At 60.5% G+C, this 17,628-nt stretch carries 16 protein-coding genes; 12 read left to right on the forward strand and 4 right to left on the reverse strand.

Translation table 11 applies throughout. The features are described 5' to 3' along the window. Positions 1-98: 98 nt before the first annotated feature. The 5 genes from ACA059_RS08690 (at position 99) to qhpG (ending at position 6,946) form a co-directional block, all read left to right on the forward strand. Entirely contained in the window at positions 99-1,127 is a 1,029-nt protein-coding gene (locus ACA059_RS08690; protein ID WP_497633426.1) for a histone deacetylase family protein, read from the forward strand. 207 nt (positions 1,128-1,334) lie between these two features. Further along, positions 1,335-3,239, forward strand: a complete 1,905-nt coding sequence (locus ACA059_RS08695; protein ID WP_497633427.1) for a sigma-54-dependent Fis family transcriptional regulator — start codon at positions 1,335-1,337, stop codon at positions 3,237-3,239. Then, positions 3,239-4,957, forward strand: coding sequence for an ABC transporter ATP-binding protein (locus ACA059_RS08700; protein WP_497633428.1), 1,719 nt, complete (start codon positions 3,239-3,241; stop codon positions 4,955-4,957). The genes ACA059_RS08695 and ACA059_RS08700 overlap by 1 nt, the downstream gene beginning before the upstream one ends. Next, positions 4,947-5,624: a subtilisin-like serine protease QhpE gene (qhpE, locus tag ACA059_RS08705; RefSeq protein WP_497633429.1), complete on the forward strand. Its 678-nt coding sequence runs from the start codon at positions 4,947-4,949 to the stop codon at positions 5,622-5,624. The genes ACA059_RS08700 and qhpE overlap by 11 nt, the downstream gene beginning before the upstream one ends. After that, positions 5,621-6,946, forward strand: a complete 1,326-nt coding sequence (qhpG, locus tag ACA059_RS08710) for a flavin-dependent monooxygenase QhpG (protein ID WP_497633430.1) — start codon at positions 5,621-5,623, stop codon at positions 6,944-6,946. Before qhpE ends, qhpG begins: the two co-directional genes overlap by 4 nt. A 158-nt stretch (positions 6,947-7,104) precedes the next feature. Here qhpG and ACA059_RS08715 read toward each other — a convergent pair whose 3' ends face one another. Further along, a complete protein-coding gene (locus ACA059_RS08715; protein ID WP_497633431.1) occupies positions 7,105-8,595 on the reverse strand; it encodes an aldehyde dehydrogenase family protein in 1,491 nt (496 codons plus the stop codon). A 274-nt stretch (positions 8,596-8,869) separates the two neighbouring features. Here ACA059_RS08715 and ACA059_RS08720 point away from each other — a divergent pair, with 274 nt between their 5' ends. Beyond that, on the forward strand, positions 8,870-9,124 hold the full coding sequence (locus tag ACA059_RS08720; protein WP_497633432.1) for a DUF1652 domain-containing protein: 255 nt from the start codon (positions 8,870-8,872) through the stop codon (positions 9,122-9,124). A gap of 50 nt (positions 9,125-9,174) precedes the next feature. On the opposite strand, the gene ACA059_RS08725 is transcribed toward ACA059_RS08720, so the two are convergent. Beyond that, positions 9,175-9,531, reverse strand: coding sequence for a hypothetical protein (locus ACA059_RS08725; RefSeq protein ID WP_497633433.1), 357 nt, complete (start codon positions 9,529-9,531; stop codon positions 9,175-9,177). 343 nt (positions 9,532-9,874) lie between these two features. Here ACA059_RS08725 and peaA point away from each other — a divergent pair, with 343 nt between their 5' ends. The 4 genes from peaA (at position 9,875) to peaD (ending at position 14,434) form a co-directional block, all read left to right on the forward strand. After that, positions 9,875-11,455: a quinohemoprotein amine dehydrogenase subunit alpha gene (gene peaA, locus ACA059_RS08730; RefSeq protein WP_497633434.1), complete on the forward strand. Its 1,581-nt coding sequence runs from the start codon at positions 9,875-9,877 to the stop codon at positions 11,453-11,455. Positions 11,456-11,536: 81 nt separating this feature from the next. Next, entirely contained in the window at positions 11,537-12,967 is a 1,431-nt protein-coding gene (gene peaB, locus ACA059_RS08735) for a quinohemoprotein amine dehydrogenase maturation protein (RefSeq protein ID WP_076028106.1), read from the forward strand. A 1-nt stretch (position 12,968) separates the two neighbouring features. Beyond that, complete coding sequence (qhpC, locus tag ACA059_RS08740) at positions 12,969-13,292, forward strand: quinohemoprotein amine dehydrogenase subunit gamma (RefSeq protein ID WP_008027961.1); 324 nt, start codon at positions 12,969-12,971, stop codon at positions 13,290-13,292. A gap of 23 nt (positions 13,293-13,315) precedes the next feature. Beyond that, positions 13,316-14,434, forward strand: coding sequence for a quinohemoprotein amine dehydrogenase subunit beta (peaD, locus tag ACA059_RS08745; RefSeq protein ID WP_497633435.1), 1,119 nt, complete (start codon positions 13,316-13,318; stop codon positions 14,432-14,434). 120 nt (positions 14,435-14,554) lie between these two features. Here the strand turns inward: peaD and ACA059_RS08750 are convergent, their stop codons facing one another. Both ACA059_RS08750 and ACA059_RS08755 read right to left on the reverse strand, forming a co-directional pair. Further along, positions 14,555-14,956 carry a lysozyme inhibitor LprI family protein gene (locus ACA059_RS08750; RefSeq protein ID WP_497633436.1) on the reverse strand — a complete coding sequence of 134 codons (402 nt, stop codon included), beginning with the start codon at positions 14,954-14,956 and terminating at the stop codon, positions 14,555-14,557. 150 nt (positions 14,957-15,106) lie between these two features. Next, on the reverse strand, positions 15,107-16,036 hold the full coding sequence (locus ACA059_RS08755; protein WP_497633437.1) for an ADP-ribosylglycohydrolase family protein: 930 nt from the start codon (positions 16,034-16,036) through the stop codon (positions 15,107-15,109). 195 nt (positions 16,037-16,231) lie between these two features. On the opposite strand from ACA059_RS08755, the gene ACA059_RS08760 reads away from it, so the two are divergent. Beyond that, on the forward strand, positions 16,232-16,720 hold the full coding sequence (locus ACA059_RS08760) for an SRPBCC family protein (protein ID WP_282480961.1): 489 nt from the start codon (positions 16,232-16,234) through the stop codon (positions 16,718-16,720). A gap of 7 nt (positions 16,721-16,727) precedes the next feature. Then, a complete protein-coding gene (locus ACA059_RS08765) occupies positions 16,728-17,528 on the forward strand; it encodes an aminoglycoside phosphotransferase family protein (protein WP_497633438.1) in 801 nt (266 codons plus the stop codon). Positions 17,529-17,628: the final 100 nt, after the last annotated feature.

Here is a 17,628-nt window from a genome sequence, read left to right on the forward strand (position 1 = left end):
CCGCATTTCTTCATGCATAACGCATCAACTGATTTTGCGACTGCTTCGCAGCCGAACGGGGATAAATCCCCTCGCCACAACTGACAGGAATTTATCCCATGCGCAGTTTTTTCCACCCCGAACAATTGCTTCACCATCCACGCAGCTACTACTCCCGTGGGCAGATGCGCACACCACAGGAAGTGCCAGAGCGGGCTCAGAGATTGGTCCAGGCGTCGCACTCGCTGGGCTTTAAAGTCGAGCAACCGACCGATGCCGGGCTCGATCCGTTGCTGGCAGTCCACGGCGCGCCGTACCTGACGTTTTTGCAGGAAGCGCATCAGCGCTGGAAGGAAATTCCCGAGGATTGGGGCGACGAGGTGATGTCGAACATCTTCGTCCGCGAACCCAATGCCCTGCGCGGGATTCTCGCCCAGGCCGCCCGCTATCTGGCGGATGGCAGTTGCCCGGTGGGTGAGCAGACCTGGCGTTCGGCCTATTGGTCGGCGCAAAGCGCTATCGCCGGCGCTCAGGCGTTGCTCGATGGCGAGCCGGCGGCTTACGCCTTGTGTCGCCCACCGGGTCACCATGCCCGGGCCGAGGCCGCTGGCGGTTTCTGCTATGTGAACAACGCAGCGGTGGCAGCGCAGGTTCTGCGTGGCGGGTTTGCGCGAGTCGCGGTGCTCGACACCGACATGCACCACGGTCAGGGGATTCAGGAGATTTTCTACGACCGCGATGACGTGTTCTACGTCTCGGTGCATGGCGATCCGACCAACTTCTATCCGGGTGTTGCCGGGTTCGCTGATGAGCGGGGTGCCGGGAAGGGCGAGGGCTTCAACCTCAACTTGCCGATGGCGCATGGCGCCAGCGAGGCGGATTTCCTGGGGCAATTGGACGTGGCATTGGCGGGGGTGAAAGACTTCGGCGCCGAGGTGCTGGTGCTGTCCCTGGGGTTCGATATTTTCGAGCTGGATCCGCAGAGCAAAGTGGCGGTGACCCGTGAAGGGTTTGCGGTTCTTGGGGAACGGATTCGCAGCTTTGGGTTGCCGTGTTTGATCGTGCAGGAAGGCGGGTATCACCTGGAGAGTCTGGAGGATAATGCCCGGGAGTTTTTTGTTGGGCCAGAGGTTTGGGTACGCCGATAAATCAGTGTGCTCGCGAAAAGATCGCAGCCTTCGGCAGCTCCTACAGGTGGAATTCGATACCCCTGTAGGAGCTGCCGAAGGCTGCGATCTTTTTTGCCCGAAAGGCAAACGCTCTACGGCACTTGCCATCGCCCTGACGTTAACGTAAAGATTGCGGCAGGGCGCTGATCTTAAAAAAGCGCAGGGCGGACCGATCCGGAGCGCTTGATGACGCTAATAAAAACAACTCCTCCCACACTTCACCGCGAAGCCCGGCTGGCCCGGGAAAAGCTCCATCTCGAGGGCGAAGTCCCCGATGGCGTGTTGCGGGCGGAAATCGATGCCTCATGGCGACGTAGCCTGAGCCATGGCGTGCATTTCAACGCCAAACACGAGCTGGCGCTGGAATCGAGCGCGAGCCTGGACGTGCTGTTGGCGAGCAATCGGCTGCTGATCGATGCGGCATTGCCGGCCATCGATTACCTGGCCGAACGTCAGGGCAAGGAAGGGCTGATCATCCTTGCCAATTCCGACGCCACTATCCTCGCTGCCGAAGGTCGCGCCGACCGCTTCAGGGGCAGCGGCCTGCAAGACATCACCCTCGGCGCCTGCTGGAGCGAAGCCGCTCGCGGCACCAACGCGTTGGGCACCGCACTGGTGGAAGCCCGGCCAACGATGATCGATTGCGGTGAGCATTACCTCGATCGCCTGACCGATTTCTCCTGCACCTCGGTGCCAGTTTATTGCCCACAAGGCGACATCCTCGGCGTACTCGACCTGACGCGCGAAGGCCCGCTGGGCCGCGTCCACGACAGCACCGCGTTGCTGGCCATGGCCGTCAGCCAGATCGAAAGCCGGGTGTTCAACGCCAGTTATCCGGACGAGATCGTCCTGGCCTTCCACAGCCGTCGGCAATACCTCGAATCCCCTTGGCAAGGTCTGTTGGCGGTGAGCCTTGGCGGGCAGATTCTCGCGGTCAGCGCCCAGGCCTGCCAGTTGCTACATGCCGAACGTTCGGCGCTGGTCGGTCGACGCTGTGAAGAGTTCCTGGGCGTCGATGGCTTGCAACTTCTGTCGCGCTTGCATCAGGGCGGTGTTGGCAGTCTGCAAACGGCCAAAGGCGAGTTCTTCTACAAAACCCTGCGTGCGCCGCAGCGTTCGATCAACGTCAGCACGCCGCCGCGCAGCACCGCGAAAACCGCCAAAGCACAACCGGATCTCGAATCCCTGGCCGGCAGCAATGTCCGTTATGCCAGAGCCTTGCGCATGGCCCGTCAAGGCCTGGCCAATGAGCTGCCGGTGTTGCTGCTGGGTGAAACCGGCACCGGTAAGGAAGTCATCGCCCGCGCCCTGCACATGGCCGGTACCCGCTGCGACAAACCCTTTGTCGCGGTGAACTGCGCGGCGATCCCCGAAGGCCTGATCGAGTCGGAACTGTTCGGCTACCGCGAAGGCGCGTTCACCGGCTCCCGTCGTGGCGGCATGATCGGTCGTCTGCAACAGGCCCATGGTGGCACCTTGTTTCTCGACGAAATCGGCGACATGCCGCTGGCCTTGCAGGCCCGTCTGTTGCGGGTGTTGCAGGACCGTAAAGTGGCACCGTTGGGCGCTGGCGAAGAGCAAGACATCGACGTCGCACTGATCTGCGCCACGCACCGTGACCTCAAGCGACTGGTCGAAGACAAACACTTCCGCGAGGACCTGTTTTATCGGGTCAACGGCATCAGCGTGATGCTCCCGGCCTTGCGCGAGCGTGAGGATTTCAGCGGTCTGGTCACTCGCCTGCTGACCAAACTGGATGCACCTGCGATGGTCCTGCATGACGATTTGAACCGCTTGCTCGGCGGCTATCACTGGCCGGGCAACATCCGCCAACTGGAAATGGTTTTACGAACGGCGCTGGCCATGCGCGAACCGGGGGACACCGTACTCACCCTCGACCACTTGCCCGACAGCATGCTCGACGAGTTGAGCGCCAGCGAACGTCCTCAGGCCGGCAGCATTCGCGAGAATGAACTGGAGCTGATTCGCCAGTCCCTGGACACTCACCAGGGTAACGTCTCGGCCGCCGCCGACGCCTTGGGCATCAGCCGCGCGACCTTGTATCGCAAGCTCAAACAGTTGCGCTCGTGATGCAGCGCCTGATCGTTCGGCTGATTGACAGCCAAAACCCCGAAGCCCTGCAAGCGGCCTTGCGCTGGCTCTACAGCTTCGTACGGCCCCATCGTCTGGCGATTGCCGGGTTGCTCGGGTTATCGGTCTGCGCCTCGTTGCTGGTGTTGGTCCAGCCTTGGCTGACCAAGCTGCTGATCGACGACGGTTTGCTCGCGCGCAACTTCCCGATGCTGGTGCTGATTGCCGGGCTGATGATCGTGGCCGGGTTGCTCGGAACGGGGTTGTCGGGGATCAACCGTTACCTGCACACGCGGCTGTCCGGGCGGATTCTGTTCGCCCTGCGCGATGACCTCTATCGGCATTTGCAAACCCTCTCGCCGAGTTTCTACGGGCAGCGCCGGATCGGTGACCTGATGTCGCGCCTTGATGGCGACGTCGCGGAGATCCAGCGCTTTGCCGTGGACTCGTTGTTCTCGGCGGTATCGAGCGTGATCGGTCTGGTCTGCGCCGTGGCGATGCTGCTGACCCTGTCGTGGAAACTCTCGTTGCTGGCGCTGGTGCTGATTCCCCTCGACATGCTCTGGCTGCGCTGGATGCGGCGCAAGGTCGAGCGCGATGTGCGGCAATTACGTGAGCGTTCGGCGGACATGTCCTCGTTCATGGTCGAGACCTTGCCGGTGATGAAATTCATCCAGTCTGCCGGCCAGCAACAGCGTGAATCACGGCGCCTGGAGACACTGGGCCAAGGCTACATGAGCCAGTTGCTGCGCCTGCAAGTCACTGAGTTTTTCACCCAGGCGGTGCCGGGCACACTGACGTCTCTGTCCCGTGCCTGCGCGTTCCTGATCGGCGGATATTGGGTGGTGCAGGGGACTTGGCAACTGGGCGCGCTGATCGCGTTTTCCACCTACCTGGGCATGGCCGTCGGACCGGTGCAGAGCCTGCTGGGCCTCTATGTCGCGGTCCAACGAATGACCGTCAGCCTCGGGCGCGTGATGGAGTTGCGCGGCGAAGAACCGACCGTTCTCACACCAGTCACGCCGCAGCCGATGCCGACCTCCGGTGAACTGCGTTTTGACAATGTGCACTTCAGCCATCCCGGTCGCCCGACCACCCTGCGCGGCATCGAAGCGCGAATTCCCTACGGTTTGAAAGTCGCCCTGAGCGGCGGCTCCGGGGTCGGTAAATCGACCCTGATCGACCTGCTGCAACGGCACCACGATCCGCAGTCCGGCCGCGTATTGCTGGGAGAGGTCGATCTGCGCGAACTGGACCTGTTCCAGTTGCGTCGGCGGATTGCCGTGGTCAGTCAGGACATCGTGCTGTTTCGCGGCAGCCTCGCCGACAATCTGGCCTACGCGGTGCCGGACGCCAGTCGTGAAGCGATTGCCGAAGTGGCGCGACTGGCGCAACTCGACAGCCTGATCGAGTCTTTGCCCGAAGGCCTCGACAGCCCGTTGGGCGAACGTGGTCAGCAATTGTCCGGCGGGCAGAAACAGCGCATCGCCATCGCCCGGGCGCTGTTGCAGGATCCATTGATTCTGGTGCTGGACGAAGCGACTTCGGCGGTGGATGAAGCCACCGAGCGCGAAGTCATCGAAGCCATTGATCGTCTATTTGCCGGGCGTACTCGCATTCTGATCAGCCATCGTCCTTCGACGCTGGCGGATGCTGATTTGCGCTTTGAATTGCTCGATGGCGTGCTCACTTCAAAAACGGTGCTGCATGAAGCCTGAACTGCGAATTGGCGTGGTGGACAGCGGTCACTCGGCGGCGCAGCGAGTGCAAGTGGTCGCCGGGCGGCGCTTCTCGTTGCTGGCGGATGGCCTGGCCGAAAGCGACTTGCGCGACGATCCGCTGGGCCACGGCAGTGCGGTGGTCGAGGCCATCGGTCGACGGGCGCCTTCGGCGGTATTTTGCGTGGCTCAGGTGTTTGATCAGCGCGGGGTCACCAGCGCGTTGCAGATCGCTACGGCGATTGACTGGCTGGTGGCGCAGGACGCTCGGCTGATCAATTTGAGCCTCGGTCTGCGTCAGGATCGCAGCCTGTTGCGTGAAGCCTGTGCCGCGGCGGTAGCGCGAGGTGTTTTGCTGTGTGCGTCCAGCCCGGCGCAGGGCGAGGGCGTGTTCCCGGCGAATTATCCACAGGTGCTGCGAGTCACCGGCGATGCCCGTTGTGCCGAACAGGAATGGTCGTGGCTCAACAGCGCTCAAGCGGATTTCGCCGCGTGTGTGCATGGCACCTATCCGGGGCAGTCCGGCGCCAGTCTCGGCTGTGCGGCGTTGAGCGGGCACATTGCGGGTTTCCTGGTTGAACATCCCGAGGCGAGCAACGAGCAAGTCATCGAGTGGCTGCGGGAGAATGCCCGTTATCGCGGCCCTGAACGGCGCTTCGGACCATGATTTTGATTCTTGGCGCAGGGCCCGCGGGAGCGGCGGTTGCCTTGGGTTTGCGTCGGCTCGGTTATCCCGTGACGCTGGTCAGCGAATGGCGGCGGTTTGCGGCGCTGGAAGGCGTTTCCATTCGGGTGCTGGAGGCCTTGCGTAGCGCCGGACTTCATCAGGCACTGGCGGATGCGGCGCTGCCATCTCAGCGGCAGGTGTCATGGAACGGTCAGCAGCATGCGCAGAACATCGAATTTTTACTGGATCGCCCGAGCTTTGATCGAGGCCTGCGCGAGGATCTGCGCCTGGCGGGCGTTGAGCTGATCGAAGGCCGAGTGCTGACGGTGCAGTCATCGGTTTCGGGGCATCGGATCGAGGTCGAAGGGCGCGAGGCGCTGCTGGCGGATTTTCTGGTTGAGGCGCGTGGGCGTCAGGCACCAGCGCTCGGCAAAGGCCTGCGCGGGCCGGAGACGGTCAGCCTGCTCAATCGCTGGCAAGGCACGCCGGGCAGCACCGCCAGCGCGGTGGAAAGCCTTGAGGACGGCTGGGCCTGGATGGCCCGGCGAGCCGACGGTCAGTGTTACTGGCAATGGACGGTGGACGTGGCCAGTGCTGAATTGCCGGGCAAGGCGATGTTGCTCGACTACTGTCGTGAGCGACGTCAGGGTTCGGCGTTGGCGCGGGCGTTTTTCGGTGCCGGGCCGGAAACTGACCTGCAACTGCATGCCCGCAGCAGCACCGCGATTTTGTGCCCGCAGGTCTGTGGCGATACCTGGATTCGGGTCGGCGATGCGGCGATGGCGGTGGATCCGCTGTCGGGCAACGGGATTTTTCAGTCATTGTCCTCTGCGTTACAGGCGCCGACGGTGATCAACACGTTGTTGCGCAAACCCGAGCGAGCGGCGCTGGCTCAGCGCTTTCATCAGCAACGGGTGGAGCAGTTGTTTTTGCGTTTTGCGCGGATCGGGCGGGATTTTTATGCCGATGAGCAGCGTTGGTTGCAGCAGCCTTTCTGGCTTGCACGGCGGCAGTGGCCGGATGCTGAGGTGGCGCATGCCGAGGCGGATTTTTCCTCGTTGAGGATTGAACGCGCGCCGGTATTGCGCGATGGATTTGTGGATGAGGCTGAGGTGGTGATCACGGCGGATCAGCCGCTGGGGATCTGGCATGTGCAAGGGGTTGAGTTGGCGTCGTTGGTGCGGCGGTTAGGTTGCGAGCCTGCGGATCAGGTTTTGGCGGGGTTGACGGTTGAGCAGAGGCGGGTGGTCAGGAGTTGGTTGTTGAGTCAGGGATATCGTCCCCTCACCCTAACCCTCTCCCCAGAGGGTAGAGGGGACTGACCGTGGGTTTCTGTAGATTTGCTGCGACCTGAGATGCCGAGTTGAATTCAAGTTTTGAAAGCGCAGGAGATCGGCTCCCTTTCCCCCTCTCCCCATTGGGGAGAGGGCTGGGGTGAGGGGTGGATCTTAAATCCAACACCAATCCATCCCCCCAAAACCTACAACTTTATCAACACCGACTTCAATTCGGTGTAATGCTCAATCGCCGCATACCCCATCTCCCGCCCAACCCCCGACATTTTGTAACCACCAAACGGCAACGCCGGGTCCAGCGCACTATGACAATTCACCCACACCGAACCCGACTTGATCCGCGGAATCATCCGGTGCACCGCCGCCAAATCGTTCGACCAGATACTCGCCCCAAGCCCATACGGACTGTCGTTGGCCATGCGCAATGCATCGGCTTCATCATCGAACGGAATCGCCACCAGCACCGGCCCGAAAATCTCCTCTTGCACCAGCGAGTGCTTCTGATCGACATCCACAATCACCGTCGGTTTGACGAAAAACCCCGGCCCAAACTGCTCGCCACCGCAAGCGATCGTCGCGCCACTTTCCCGGCCCTTTTCGATGTAACCGTAAACCCGCTCCTGCTGACGCGCCGAGATCAGCGGGCCCATGTCGACACTCGGGTCCAGGCCATTGCCCAGTTTCATTGCGTTGGCGATGTCGGCGATGTCCGCCACCACATTGTCGAAATGCTTACGCTGCACATACAGCCTGGAGCCTGCGCAGCACACCTGGCCCTGATTAAAGAAAATCGCGCTGGCGGCGCCAGCTGCGGCGGTCTTCAGGTCGGCGTCGGCCATGACGATAGTCGGTGATTTGCCGCCCAGTTCCAGGGTCACCCGGGTCATGGAATCCATGGCGATCTTGCCGATCTGCTTGCCCACGGCGGTGGAGCCAGTGAAGGTCAGCTTGTCCACCAGCGGATTGTGGGTCAGGGCAGAACCTGCAGTGATGCCGGTGCCGGTGACCACGTTGAACACGCCTTCGGGGTAACCGGCTTCCAGCACCAGCTCGGCGAGTTTCAGCGCGGTCAGCGGGGTTTCGTCGGCGGGTTTGAGCACCACGGTACAACCGGTGGCCAGGGCCGGGCCGAGTTTCCAGCAGGCCAGCAGCAGCGGGAAGTTCCAGGCAACGATGGCGCCGACCACGCCCACCGCTTCGCGGCGGATGAAACTGTGGAATTGATCGTTGGGCATCAACGGCAACGACACTTCAACGCTGGAACCTTCGATCTTGGTTGCCCAACCGGCCATGTAGCGCAGGAAGTCGATGGACAGTTGCACGTCCATCACCTGGGCTACCGCCGCGCTTTTGCCGTTGTTCAGGCATTCCAGCTGCGCCAGCAGTTCGGCGTCGCGCTCCATCAGGTCGGCGAGTTTCCACAGCAGGTTCTGCCGCTCCCGAGGCCGGGTGCGGGTCCAGGCCGAATCATCGAAGGCCTGACGGGCGGCGAGCACGGCGCGGTCGACATCCTCAGGTGTGGCCCGTGGCACGACGCACAGCACTTCGCCGGTGGCCGGGTTGTGCAGGGGCATGGTCTGGCCGTCGGCGGCCTCGACCCAGTCGCCACCGATGAGCATGCGCGGGGCGCGCTGGATGAACGCCGAGGTGGCAGGAAGCAAATAAGGGAGGGGCATGGCGAGACCTCTTGTTGTTCGTGAGAACAGAGGTTTCGCAATGGCTGTGCCAAGTACGCTGAAAGGCAAGACAGCCCTTGGTCGGCGGGGTTTTTGGGCACTTAAGGGAATCGCGGACGGCGTGAGGTTGTTGCAAATTGCGACAACTGTGAGACGACGAGCAACCGGGTGGCGACCTTGAGGCCCCCACTAATGAGGATTAGAATTTTCAGGCTCGGTGGGTGAAGTGACGAACCGTTCATCCGGCAATACATCTGGCGTGAGGGAGGTAGCGATGTTCCTTTCAACCCTGGAAATTCAAAACATCATTGAACACAGCTTTCTGCCGTCGGTTTGCACGTGCAACATGGAGGCAGACCAGTCTCTGACGATTCGGGTCTGTGATTGCATGACCGGCAAAGTGGATCTGGTGGCGACCCATGTTCCCCTGTGGACGCTGGACAGTCCCCATGCGATCGCGTCGCTGGTAGCGGACATGCGGCACGAGATCGACGTGCACAAAGGCGTTCACCCCACCTTTAACACCTGAACCGGCGTCACGCCGCACCGTTGGAAAGCGGTGCGGCCTGCGCCGATTATTCAGGCTGCAAGTTTCCGGGAAATTTCTTCGAACGTGTTGCCATCCACGGCAGCCAAAAGCTTTCTGTCGTCCTTAAGTGTCGCTAGAAAAGTCACTTCGGTTTCCTTGCCGGCCACCATGAACCCGGCAATTGCGCCGATGGGCCCCAACAGCATGGCCCCGGCCACGCCAAAGCCGATGGCATCCTTGATGTTGTTGATCGAATCCTCGTTGGCCACTTCCACGCACTTGAACGATGAGAGCGGGAGGGTAATGCCGGGCCATGGGTGAAGCGACGTTCTGAGGGTGAAAACGCCGTCTCTATACTCTCCATCACCCTGCAGAAAGTCCCCCGCCAGGACAGTGATGCTTGCCATTTTTTTATCCCCTGGTGGCAATCGGTGAACAACCATTTCGCGCTTGCAGAGGATCGGCGTCAATCGTCGGCCGATGAGCTGTTCCGGTCAGGCCATCTATGCTGTCTCAGACTGCAACACGTGTCGCGATATTAGACGCAGGTGATCTCGTTCAGCGATGCCGCAACGTATTAATTTTCTCGCAACTCCTTGATTAAAAAGCTAATCGGCAAGCTGGCACGCTCCGTGTATTGCTCATCGCAGACGTTTCTCTTGCCTCCGTCAGCGGTGCGCCGCCGACGGCAGAAACCATAAAAACGATAAGCCACAAAAATAAGAAAGCACCGTGCGAGGTTCGACGTTGATGAAGAGAAAACTCCGATCAGGCCTGAGTGCCAGTCTGCTGGCCGTGGCCGCTTGTGTGGCGCTGCATTCGCCTTACAGCCTGGCAGCCCGCGACGCTCAGACCCTCCTCAAGGAAACCTGTCAGGGCTGTCATACCCCCGAAGCCGATAACGCCCTGAGCCGCATCAGCCACCAGCGCAAAACCCCTGAAGGCTGGCTGATGAGCATCGCCCGCATGCAAACCATGCACGGTTTGCAGATCAGCGATGACGACCGCCGCACCCTGGTCAAATACCTGGCCGACACCCAAGGCCTGGCCCCCAGCGAAACCGATGGCGTGCGTTATGCGCTGGAGCGTCGACTCAATACCGTCGAGAAATTCGACGACCAGACCAGCCAGATGTGCGGCCGCTGCCACTCCGGTGCGCGGGTCGCCCTGCAACGGCGTCCGGCCCAGGAATGGGAGCGTCTGGTGAACTTCCACCTCGGCCAATGGCCGTCCCTGGAATACCAGGCGCTGTCTCGTGATCGCGACTGGTTCGATCTGGCTCGAAAAGACATGGTGCCGCTGCTGGCCAAGCGTTATCCGCTGGACAATCCGGCCTGGAAAAAATGGCTGAGCACCGCGCCGAAAGCCGAAGCGCTGGTGGGCGACTGGAGCTTCAGCGGCCACTTGCCGGGCAAGGGTGAATTGGCCGGCGTGATGAGCGTCACGGCCGATGGCAGCGACACGTTCAAGGTCAGCGTCAAAGGCCAATACGCCGATGGCAGCCCGTTCAACGGCGATGGCAGCGCGATTCTCTACACCGGTTACGAATGGCGCGGCAACGTGACCATCGACGGCGTGACCATGCGCCAGGTGTTCGCCGCCCAAGGCAACGCCATGCAAGGTCGGATGTTCGAGGCCGAACATGATGAGCGGGGTCTGGACTTCGTCGCCGCCAAACAGGGTTCGAGTCGTTTGCTGGCGGTGCAGCCAGGTTATCTGAAGGCTGGCACCGAAACTGAAGTCACCCTTGTCGGCAGCGGTCTCACCGGCAAACCGAACTTCGGCAAAGGCGTGGAAGTGGTCGAAGTCATCGAGCAGAGCCCGGAGCGCATCAAGGTCAAACTCAAGGCTGCCGCCAATGCTCAACCGGGTCTGCGCAACGTCACCGTCGGCACGCTGAAGGGCCCGACCCTGTCGGTCTACAGCAAGATCGCCGAAGTCAAAGTCGTGCCCGAGTTCTCGGTGGCACGGATCGGCGAGGGCGGTGGTTCGACGCCGAAAGTCCAGGGCCGTTTTGATGCCGAAGCCTGGGGCAAGGGCACCGACGGCAAGCCGTATCGCATCGGCGTGTTCCCGGCGCAGTGGTCGGTCGAAGCGTTCGACGACCGCGCCAAGGAAGACGAGGACGTCAAGTTCGCCGGCACCATGCAGGCTGACAGCGGCGTGTTCACACCGGGCGATGCCGGGCCAAACCCGCAGCGCAAAATGTCCACCAACAATGCCGGCAACCTCAAGGTGATCGCCGCCATCGACGATGCAGGGAAATCCCTGACCGGCGAAGGCCACATGATCGTCACCGTGCAACGCTGGAACAATCCAACCATTCCATGAGTTGGCTGATCTCAAACGATTCAGACACTTTTTCGGAATGACCGCAGGCCCCGTAAAACGGGGTTTGCACAGGAGGTTGCAATGGGCGCTATTTTGAATCTGGTTGAGCGGAATCTGCACGAAGTGCACGTCGATGCCGACCGCATGCTGTTTCACATTCCCAGCAGTTCGCTGTTCGCCAGCGATGAGCTGACCGGCACCATCATCGATACCTTGCGCGGTCCCGGCTGTTCGTCGGATGACCTGATCCAACGCCTGGCCGCTCGCTTCAACGGCGAAGAAATCACCGAGACCCTGCGCGAGCTGATGGCCCTGGAACTGGTCAGCGACGGCTCGCCGCTGACCCCCGACATCGGCACCAAACGGGTCGAGCGCACGGCGATCAACACCGTGGTGCTCAACGTCAACACTGGCTGCAATCTGAGCTGCACCTACTGCTACAAGGAAGACCTGGACAAGCCGTCGGCCGGCAAGAAAATGGACGTCGAAACCGCAGTCGCCTCAGTGGAAATGCTGCTGCGCGAATCGCCGGACGAAGAGCGTTTCACCGTGGTGTTCTTCGGTGGTGAGCCGCTGAGCAATCGCAAGCTGATCGAGTACATGGTCGATTATTGTGAAAAGCGTTTCCGCGAGGCCGGCAAGTTCGTCGAGTTCGTCATGACCACCAACGCGACGCTGCTCACCGAAGAAACCGTGGACTACCTCAATGCCCACCGTTTTGGCCTGTCAGTCAGTATCGACGGACCGAAAACCGTGCACGACCGCAACCGCATCACCGTGGGCGGGCAGGGCACTTACGACGTGGTGCGGCGCAAGGCTGAAATGCTGCTGTCGCGCTACAACAGTCGTCCGGTCGGTGCCCGCGTCACCTTGACCACCGGCGTCACCGACGTCGAAACCATCTGGGATCACCTGTTCAACGAACTGGGTTTTGCCGAGGTCGGCTTTGCCCCGGTGACCTCCGGCGACATCAGCACCTTCAACCTGTCCAGCGACGAGCTGATCGAAGTCTTCGCCAACATGAAGAAACTCGGCCGGCGTTATCTGGAAGCAGCACTGGAGCACCGCAACATCGGCTTCTCCAACCTGCACCAGTTGATCACCGACATCCACGAAGGCCACAAAAAAGCCCTGCCGTGCGGCGCGGGCCTGAAGATGCTGGCGGTGGATCACAAGGGCGAATTGAATCTGTGCCACCGCTTTACCGGTTCGAGCCTGCCGACCTTCGGCAACGTTCACAGCGGTGTGAAGCAGGTGGAGTTGAACGACTTCCTGTCCCAGCGCCTCGACCGTACCAACACCGGTTGCGAAGACTGCCAGATCCGCAATCTCTGCTCCGGCGGCTGCTACCACGAGAGCTATGCCCGTTACGGCGACCCGACCCACCCGACCTATCACTACTGCGAACTGATGCGTGACTGGGTCGACTTTGGCATCGAGGTCTACACCCGGATCATGGCGCACAACCCTGCGTTTATCAGCAGCTACATCACTCCGCGCAAGGCTCACTGATATGAAACATCTCAAGGCAATCAATAATAAAGCGCTGAAACTCGATGAGGCCGCGGCCGAAAACCGCATCGAAGAAGTGGTGGCGATGAGTTCCGTCGCCGGCTGCGCCTCGACCACCGACCCGGGTTGGGAAATCGACGCGTTTGGCGGTGTGTCGTCGCTGTGCCAGCCGATGGAAGCCGACCTTTACGGTTGTTCCGACCCTTGCTGGTGGCCGGCCCAGGTGCCCGACATGATGAGCACCTACCCGGACTGGAACAAGGATGCCCAGGCGTCCAACGACAACTGGCGCAACCTCGGGACTGTCTTTCCCAAAGACAAGTGATCGGACCTCAGAAGGATTTCAGCATGCTTACTGTCAAAGCCTGCGGCCTGGCCGCGTTTGCCGTCCTGAGCGCCTGTTCGCTCACTGTTCTGGCCGACGAAAACACTGCACTGCAAGACGGTCACGAGTACATGGTGACCACCAATTACCCGAACAACCTGCACGTGCTCGACCTGGCCACGGATACGTTGTTGAAGACCTGCAAAATGCCGGACGCCTTCGGTCCCGGCACCGTTCAGTTGTCGCCGGACCGCAAGACCGCTTACGTGCTGAACAATCACTACGCGGATGTCTACGGCGTTGAACTCGACAGCTGCAAACAGGTGTTCCACGCCAGCATCACCCAGAAACCAGGGGAGAAAGCGAAGTCGATGTTCGCCTTCACCCTCAGCCACGATGGCAAGGAACTGTTCACCATTGCCAACCCGACGTTGATGCGGAGCGACCGCTACGAAGTGCAGCAACCGCGGCTCGATGTGTACGCCACCGACGCCGGCATGGACGCCAAACCCGTGCGCAGTTTCCCGGCGCCACGGCAGTTGACCATCATGCAGAGCGGTGACGACGGCACGCTGTATGTGGCCGGGGCGGATGTCTACAAGGTCGATGTGAAGACCGGCAAGTTCGACGTGCTGATCCCCAGCCGCCACTGGAAACGCCCGAACTACAGCGCGCCGGACGTGCTTTACGTGTGGAACCAGCAGACCTATCGCCATGACTTCTCGCTGCTCTACACCGCGGCGAAATTCAAGGACAAGAAGCAGGACCCAGCGACTGCCGAGTACCTCTACGGGCTATTCAGCATCGACCTGAAAACCGGCAAGACCGAAACCACCGACTTCGGCCCTCTGACGGAAATCTACTTCAGCGGCATGCGCTCGCCCAAGGACCCGAACCTGATGTTTGGCGTGCTGAACCGCTTGGCGAAGTACGACATCAAGGAGAAGAAAATGCTTCAGGCAGCGACGCTGGATCACTCCTACTACTGCATTTCGTTCAACAAGGACGGCAGCAAGATTTATCTGGCCGGGACGTTTAACGATGTGGCGATCTTTGATCCCGAGACCATGAAGCAGATTGGCAGCATCAAGTTGCCGGGTGGGGATATGGCGATTACGACGGCGCAGGTGTTTGTTCGGTAACGGCGCAGCCTGAGCTGACGCTTTCGCGAGCAGGCTCGCTCCCACAGTGGATCTCAGTGTGATCACTATTGTGTGAACATCATTGAACCCTGTGGGAGCGAGCTTGAAGACACCGAAGCATCAAACCCCAGGCACCGGACAACTCATATCCCCCTCCTGACACTTCAAGTAATTCTTGAAAGTCTCCACCCGCGCCTTGGTCAATCCAGTCACACAGTTGCTGTAGATCAGCGGATACACACTCCCGCCTTCCACCCCGGCACTCGAGAACTTGCACTCGGCATCCCGAAACGCAATCCACGAACGCTGCGCCCCGATCAGCAGCTTTTTGCTTTCGGGGTTGCTCTTCAAACGCTCATTGATCTGCTGGTAAAGCGCATTCAACTCCTTGTCCGCCGTCTTGTGCTGCTGCGCCGCGCACTCATTCATCGTCGCCTGATCGGTGGCGTTGTCGCAGTCCACCGCATAAGCGGCGGTGGTGAAAAGCAGAGGCGTCAGCGCCAGGAGAAAGCGTGGGTGCATGGGGGTTCTCGCTGTGACGTGGAAAGTTGAGGTGCAGTGTAGCGAAGCGGGTGGTCAACCAATAATGAAGTCTGGCGCAAACTCTGTGGCGAGGGGGCTTGCCCCCGTTGGGGTGCGAAGCGCCCCCAAGCAGCTCCCTCTCCACAGAGGTTATGGCCTGTTCGGGGATTTGTGTCTGTGTGCAGCCACCAGCAAAGCGTCAGCCGTGGCTTCGATGTCTTCACGCCAATGTAACTTCTCCAGCCAACGGTCGGGAATGGCCTGCACACCGTAATGAGCCCCGGCCAACTGGCCAACGATGGCGGCAGTGGTATCGGCGTCGTCGCCCAGGTTGGCGGCTTTCAGGATGGCGGCTTCAAAGCTGTCAGTCTGATGAAAGCACCACAGGGCCGCTTCCAGTGAAGCAACGCAGTAACCGCTGCCATGGATTTCGCGTTCAGGTTTGCCGAAATAATCGCCTCGCGCGATGGCGGCCACTTTGGGTTCCAGGTATGTCGTTTCTGACAAGCTGAGCACTTCTGCCTTGGACGCGCCTTGCAACGCTCGGTGGATCAGCTCGGCGAACAACTGACAGCATTCGATCGCTTCCGGTGCGGCGTGGGTGGTTCGCGAACTGTTGGCGGAAAATGCCAGGATCCGGTCGCGATCGGGAAAGTAATACAGCACCACTGGCACCAGGCGCATCAGCGAGCCGTTCCCGGCCGTGCGGGGATCGGTGGAGCCGGCGAACGGTTCGCCGGTTTCCTGATAACGCGTCAGGGCGTCGCGTACGGTTATGCCAATGTCGAAGCATTCACCCGTTGAGCTTAGATAACCCCATTGCCACCAATTCAAGTAACGCCCCATCTGGTCGGCCGCCTCGAAGCCGTTTTTGCTCAGCAGGCTTTCGGCCAGGCACAGCGCCATCGAGGTGTCATCGGTCCATTGCCCGGGTTTCAGATTGAAAGGGCCGCCACCCACCATGTCGGTCAGGGGCTTGAACGAGCCGCGTGGCTGGAATTCGACGCTGGTGCCAACGGCATCACCGCAGGCCAGGCCCAGCAGGGCTCCGCGATAACGCTCCATGAGTGAAGGCTGCATGAATCTTCCTTGTCTGAGTCAATTTCGCGTTTAACGTTAGCAGTTTCGGTCTACTGATTTTTGTCTTCATCCAGCAGTTACACTTCGAAATGCAGCTGAATACTTCGTCAGGGTTGATTGCGATACCCGATTGATACAACTTTAGGGTTGGTCTTGTGGTCTTACAGGCCTACTGTTCAGTACAGGAGGTGACTTATGAATCCAGCATCAGATCGCATCGAAAGGAAGATCCTGCTCAAAACGCCGCGCTCGCAGGTCTGGCGCGTGCTGGCCAATGCCGAAGCCTTCGGACAGTGGTTTGGCGTGGCGCTGGAGGGCAAGCGTTTTGTCGCCGGTGAATGGACCCAGGGGCAGATTACGTACCCGGGTTATGAACACTTGCTGTGGAACGTACTGGTGGAGCGGGTCGAGCCAGAACGGGTGTTTTCGTTTCGCTGGCACCCGTATGCCGTGGAGCCTGAGCTCGATTACTCCCAGGAACCCACCACGCTGGTGAAGTTCGAGCTCGAAGACATGGATGAAGGCACTTTACTCAAGGTCACCGAGTCCGGTTTCGATCACATCCCTCAGACGCGCCGACTCAAGGCGTTCCGCATGGACAGCCGCGGTTGGGATGAACAGATGAACAACATCGAAGAGTTTCTCAAAGTCAGTGCCAAGGCGCGCGAGCGTCAGGAAGAGTGATGGCTGCATGTTCGAACCTTGGCTGAAACGCTGGGCGCTGGTGCCGGACGGTGAACCGATCATCACGCCCGGCAGTCGTTTGTTGCCGGTGCGCATGGGTGATGTGCCGGCGATGTTGAAGATAGCTGTCGATGCCGAAGAAAAGTTCGGCAATCTGTTGATGAGCTGGTGGGGCGGCGAGGGCGCTGCCCGCGTCTATGCCCATGACGGTGACGGGTTGTTGATCGAGCGTGCCATGGGCCAGCGATCGCTGATGCACATGGCACTCAACGGTCAGGACGACGAAGCCAGCCAGATACTGTGTGCGACATTGGCGCGCCTGCACGCGCAGCGGCCGTCGCCACCACCGCCCCTGGTTCCATTGGCGCCATGGTTCAAGTCGCTTCGTTTGGCGGCTGAACAGTTTGGCGGCCCTTATTCCCTCAGTCTCGCCGCTGCCGAAGCCTTGTTGGCCGAACCGCAGGACGTCGTGGTGCTGCACGGCGACATGCATCACGACAATGTTCTGGACTTCGGCCCGCGGGGTTGGCTGGCCATCGATCCCAAGCGAGTGATCGGTGAGCGCGGATTCGATTACGCCAACCTGATTTGTAATCCCGACTTGCCGACGGCGACTGATCCGCAGCGTTTCCACAGGCAGATAGCGGTGGTGGCTGACGCCGCCGGCCTCGAGCGTCGACGGTTTCTGCAATGGGTATTGGCGTTTGCCGGATTGTCGGCGGCCTGGTTTCTTGAGGTTGACGACGCCCTGGCGGCCGAAGGTCAGCTGCAGGCCGCGAAACTCGCGGCTTCAATGCTCGATACCTGAGCCGTCTAAGGGTTTTCGGAAGGGCGGCTATAGCGAATGTCCTACGCGCGATGGTAGCTATGTCGTCTATTGCACATTGGATCCGAAGCGTAATCTAGCC

This window comes from Pseudomonas sp. LBUM1647 (genome assembly GCF_059716175.1).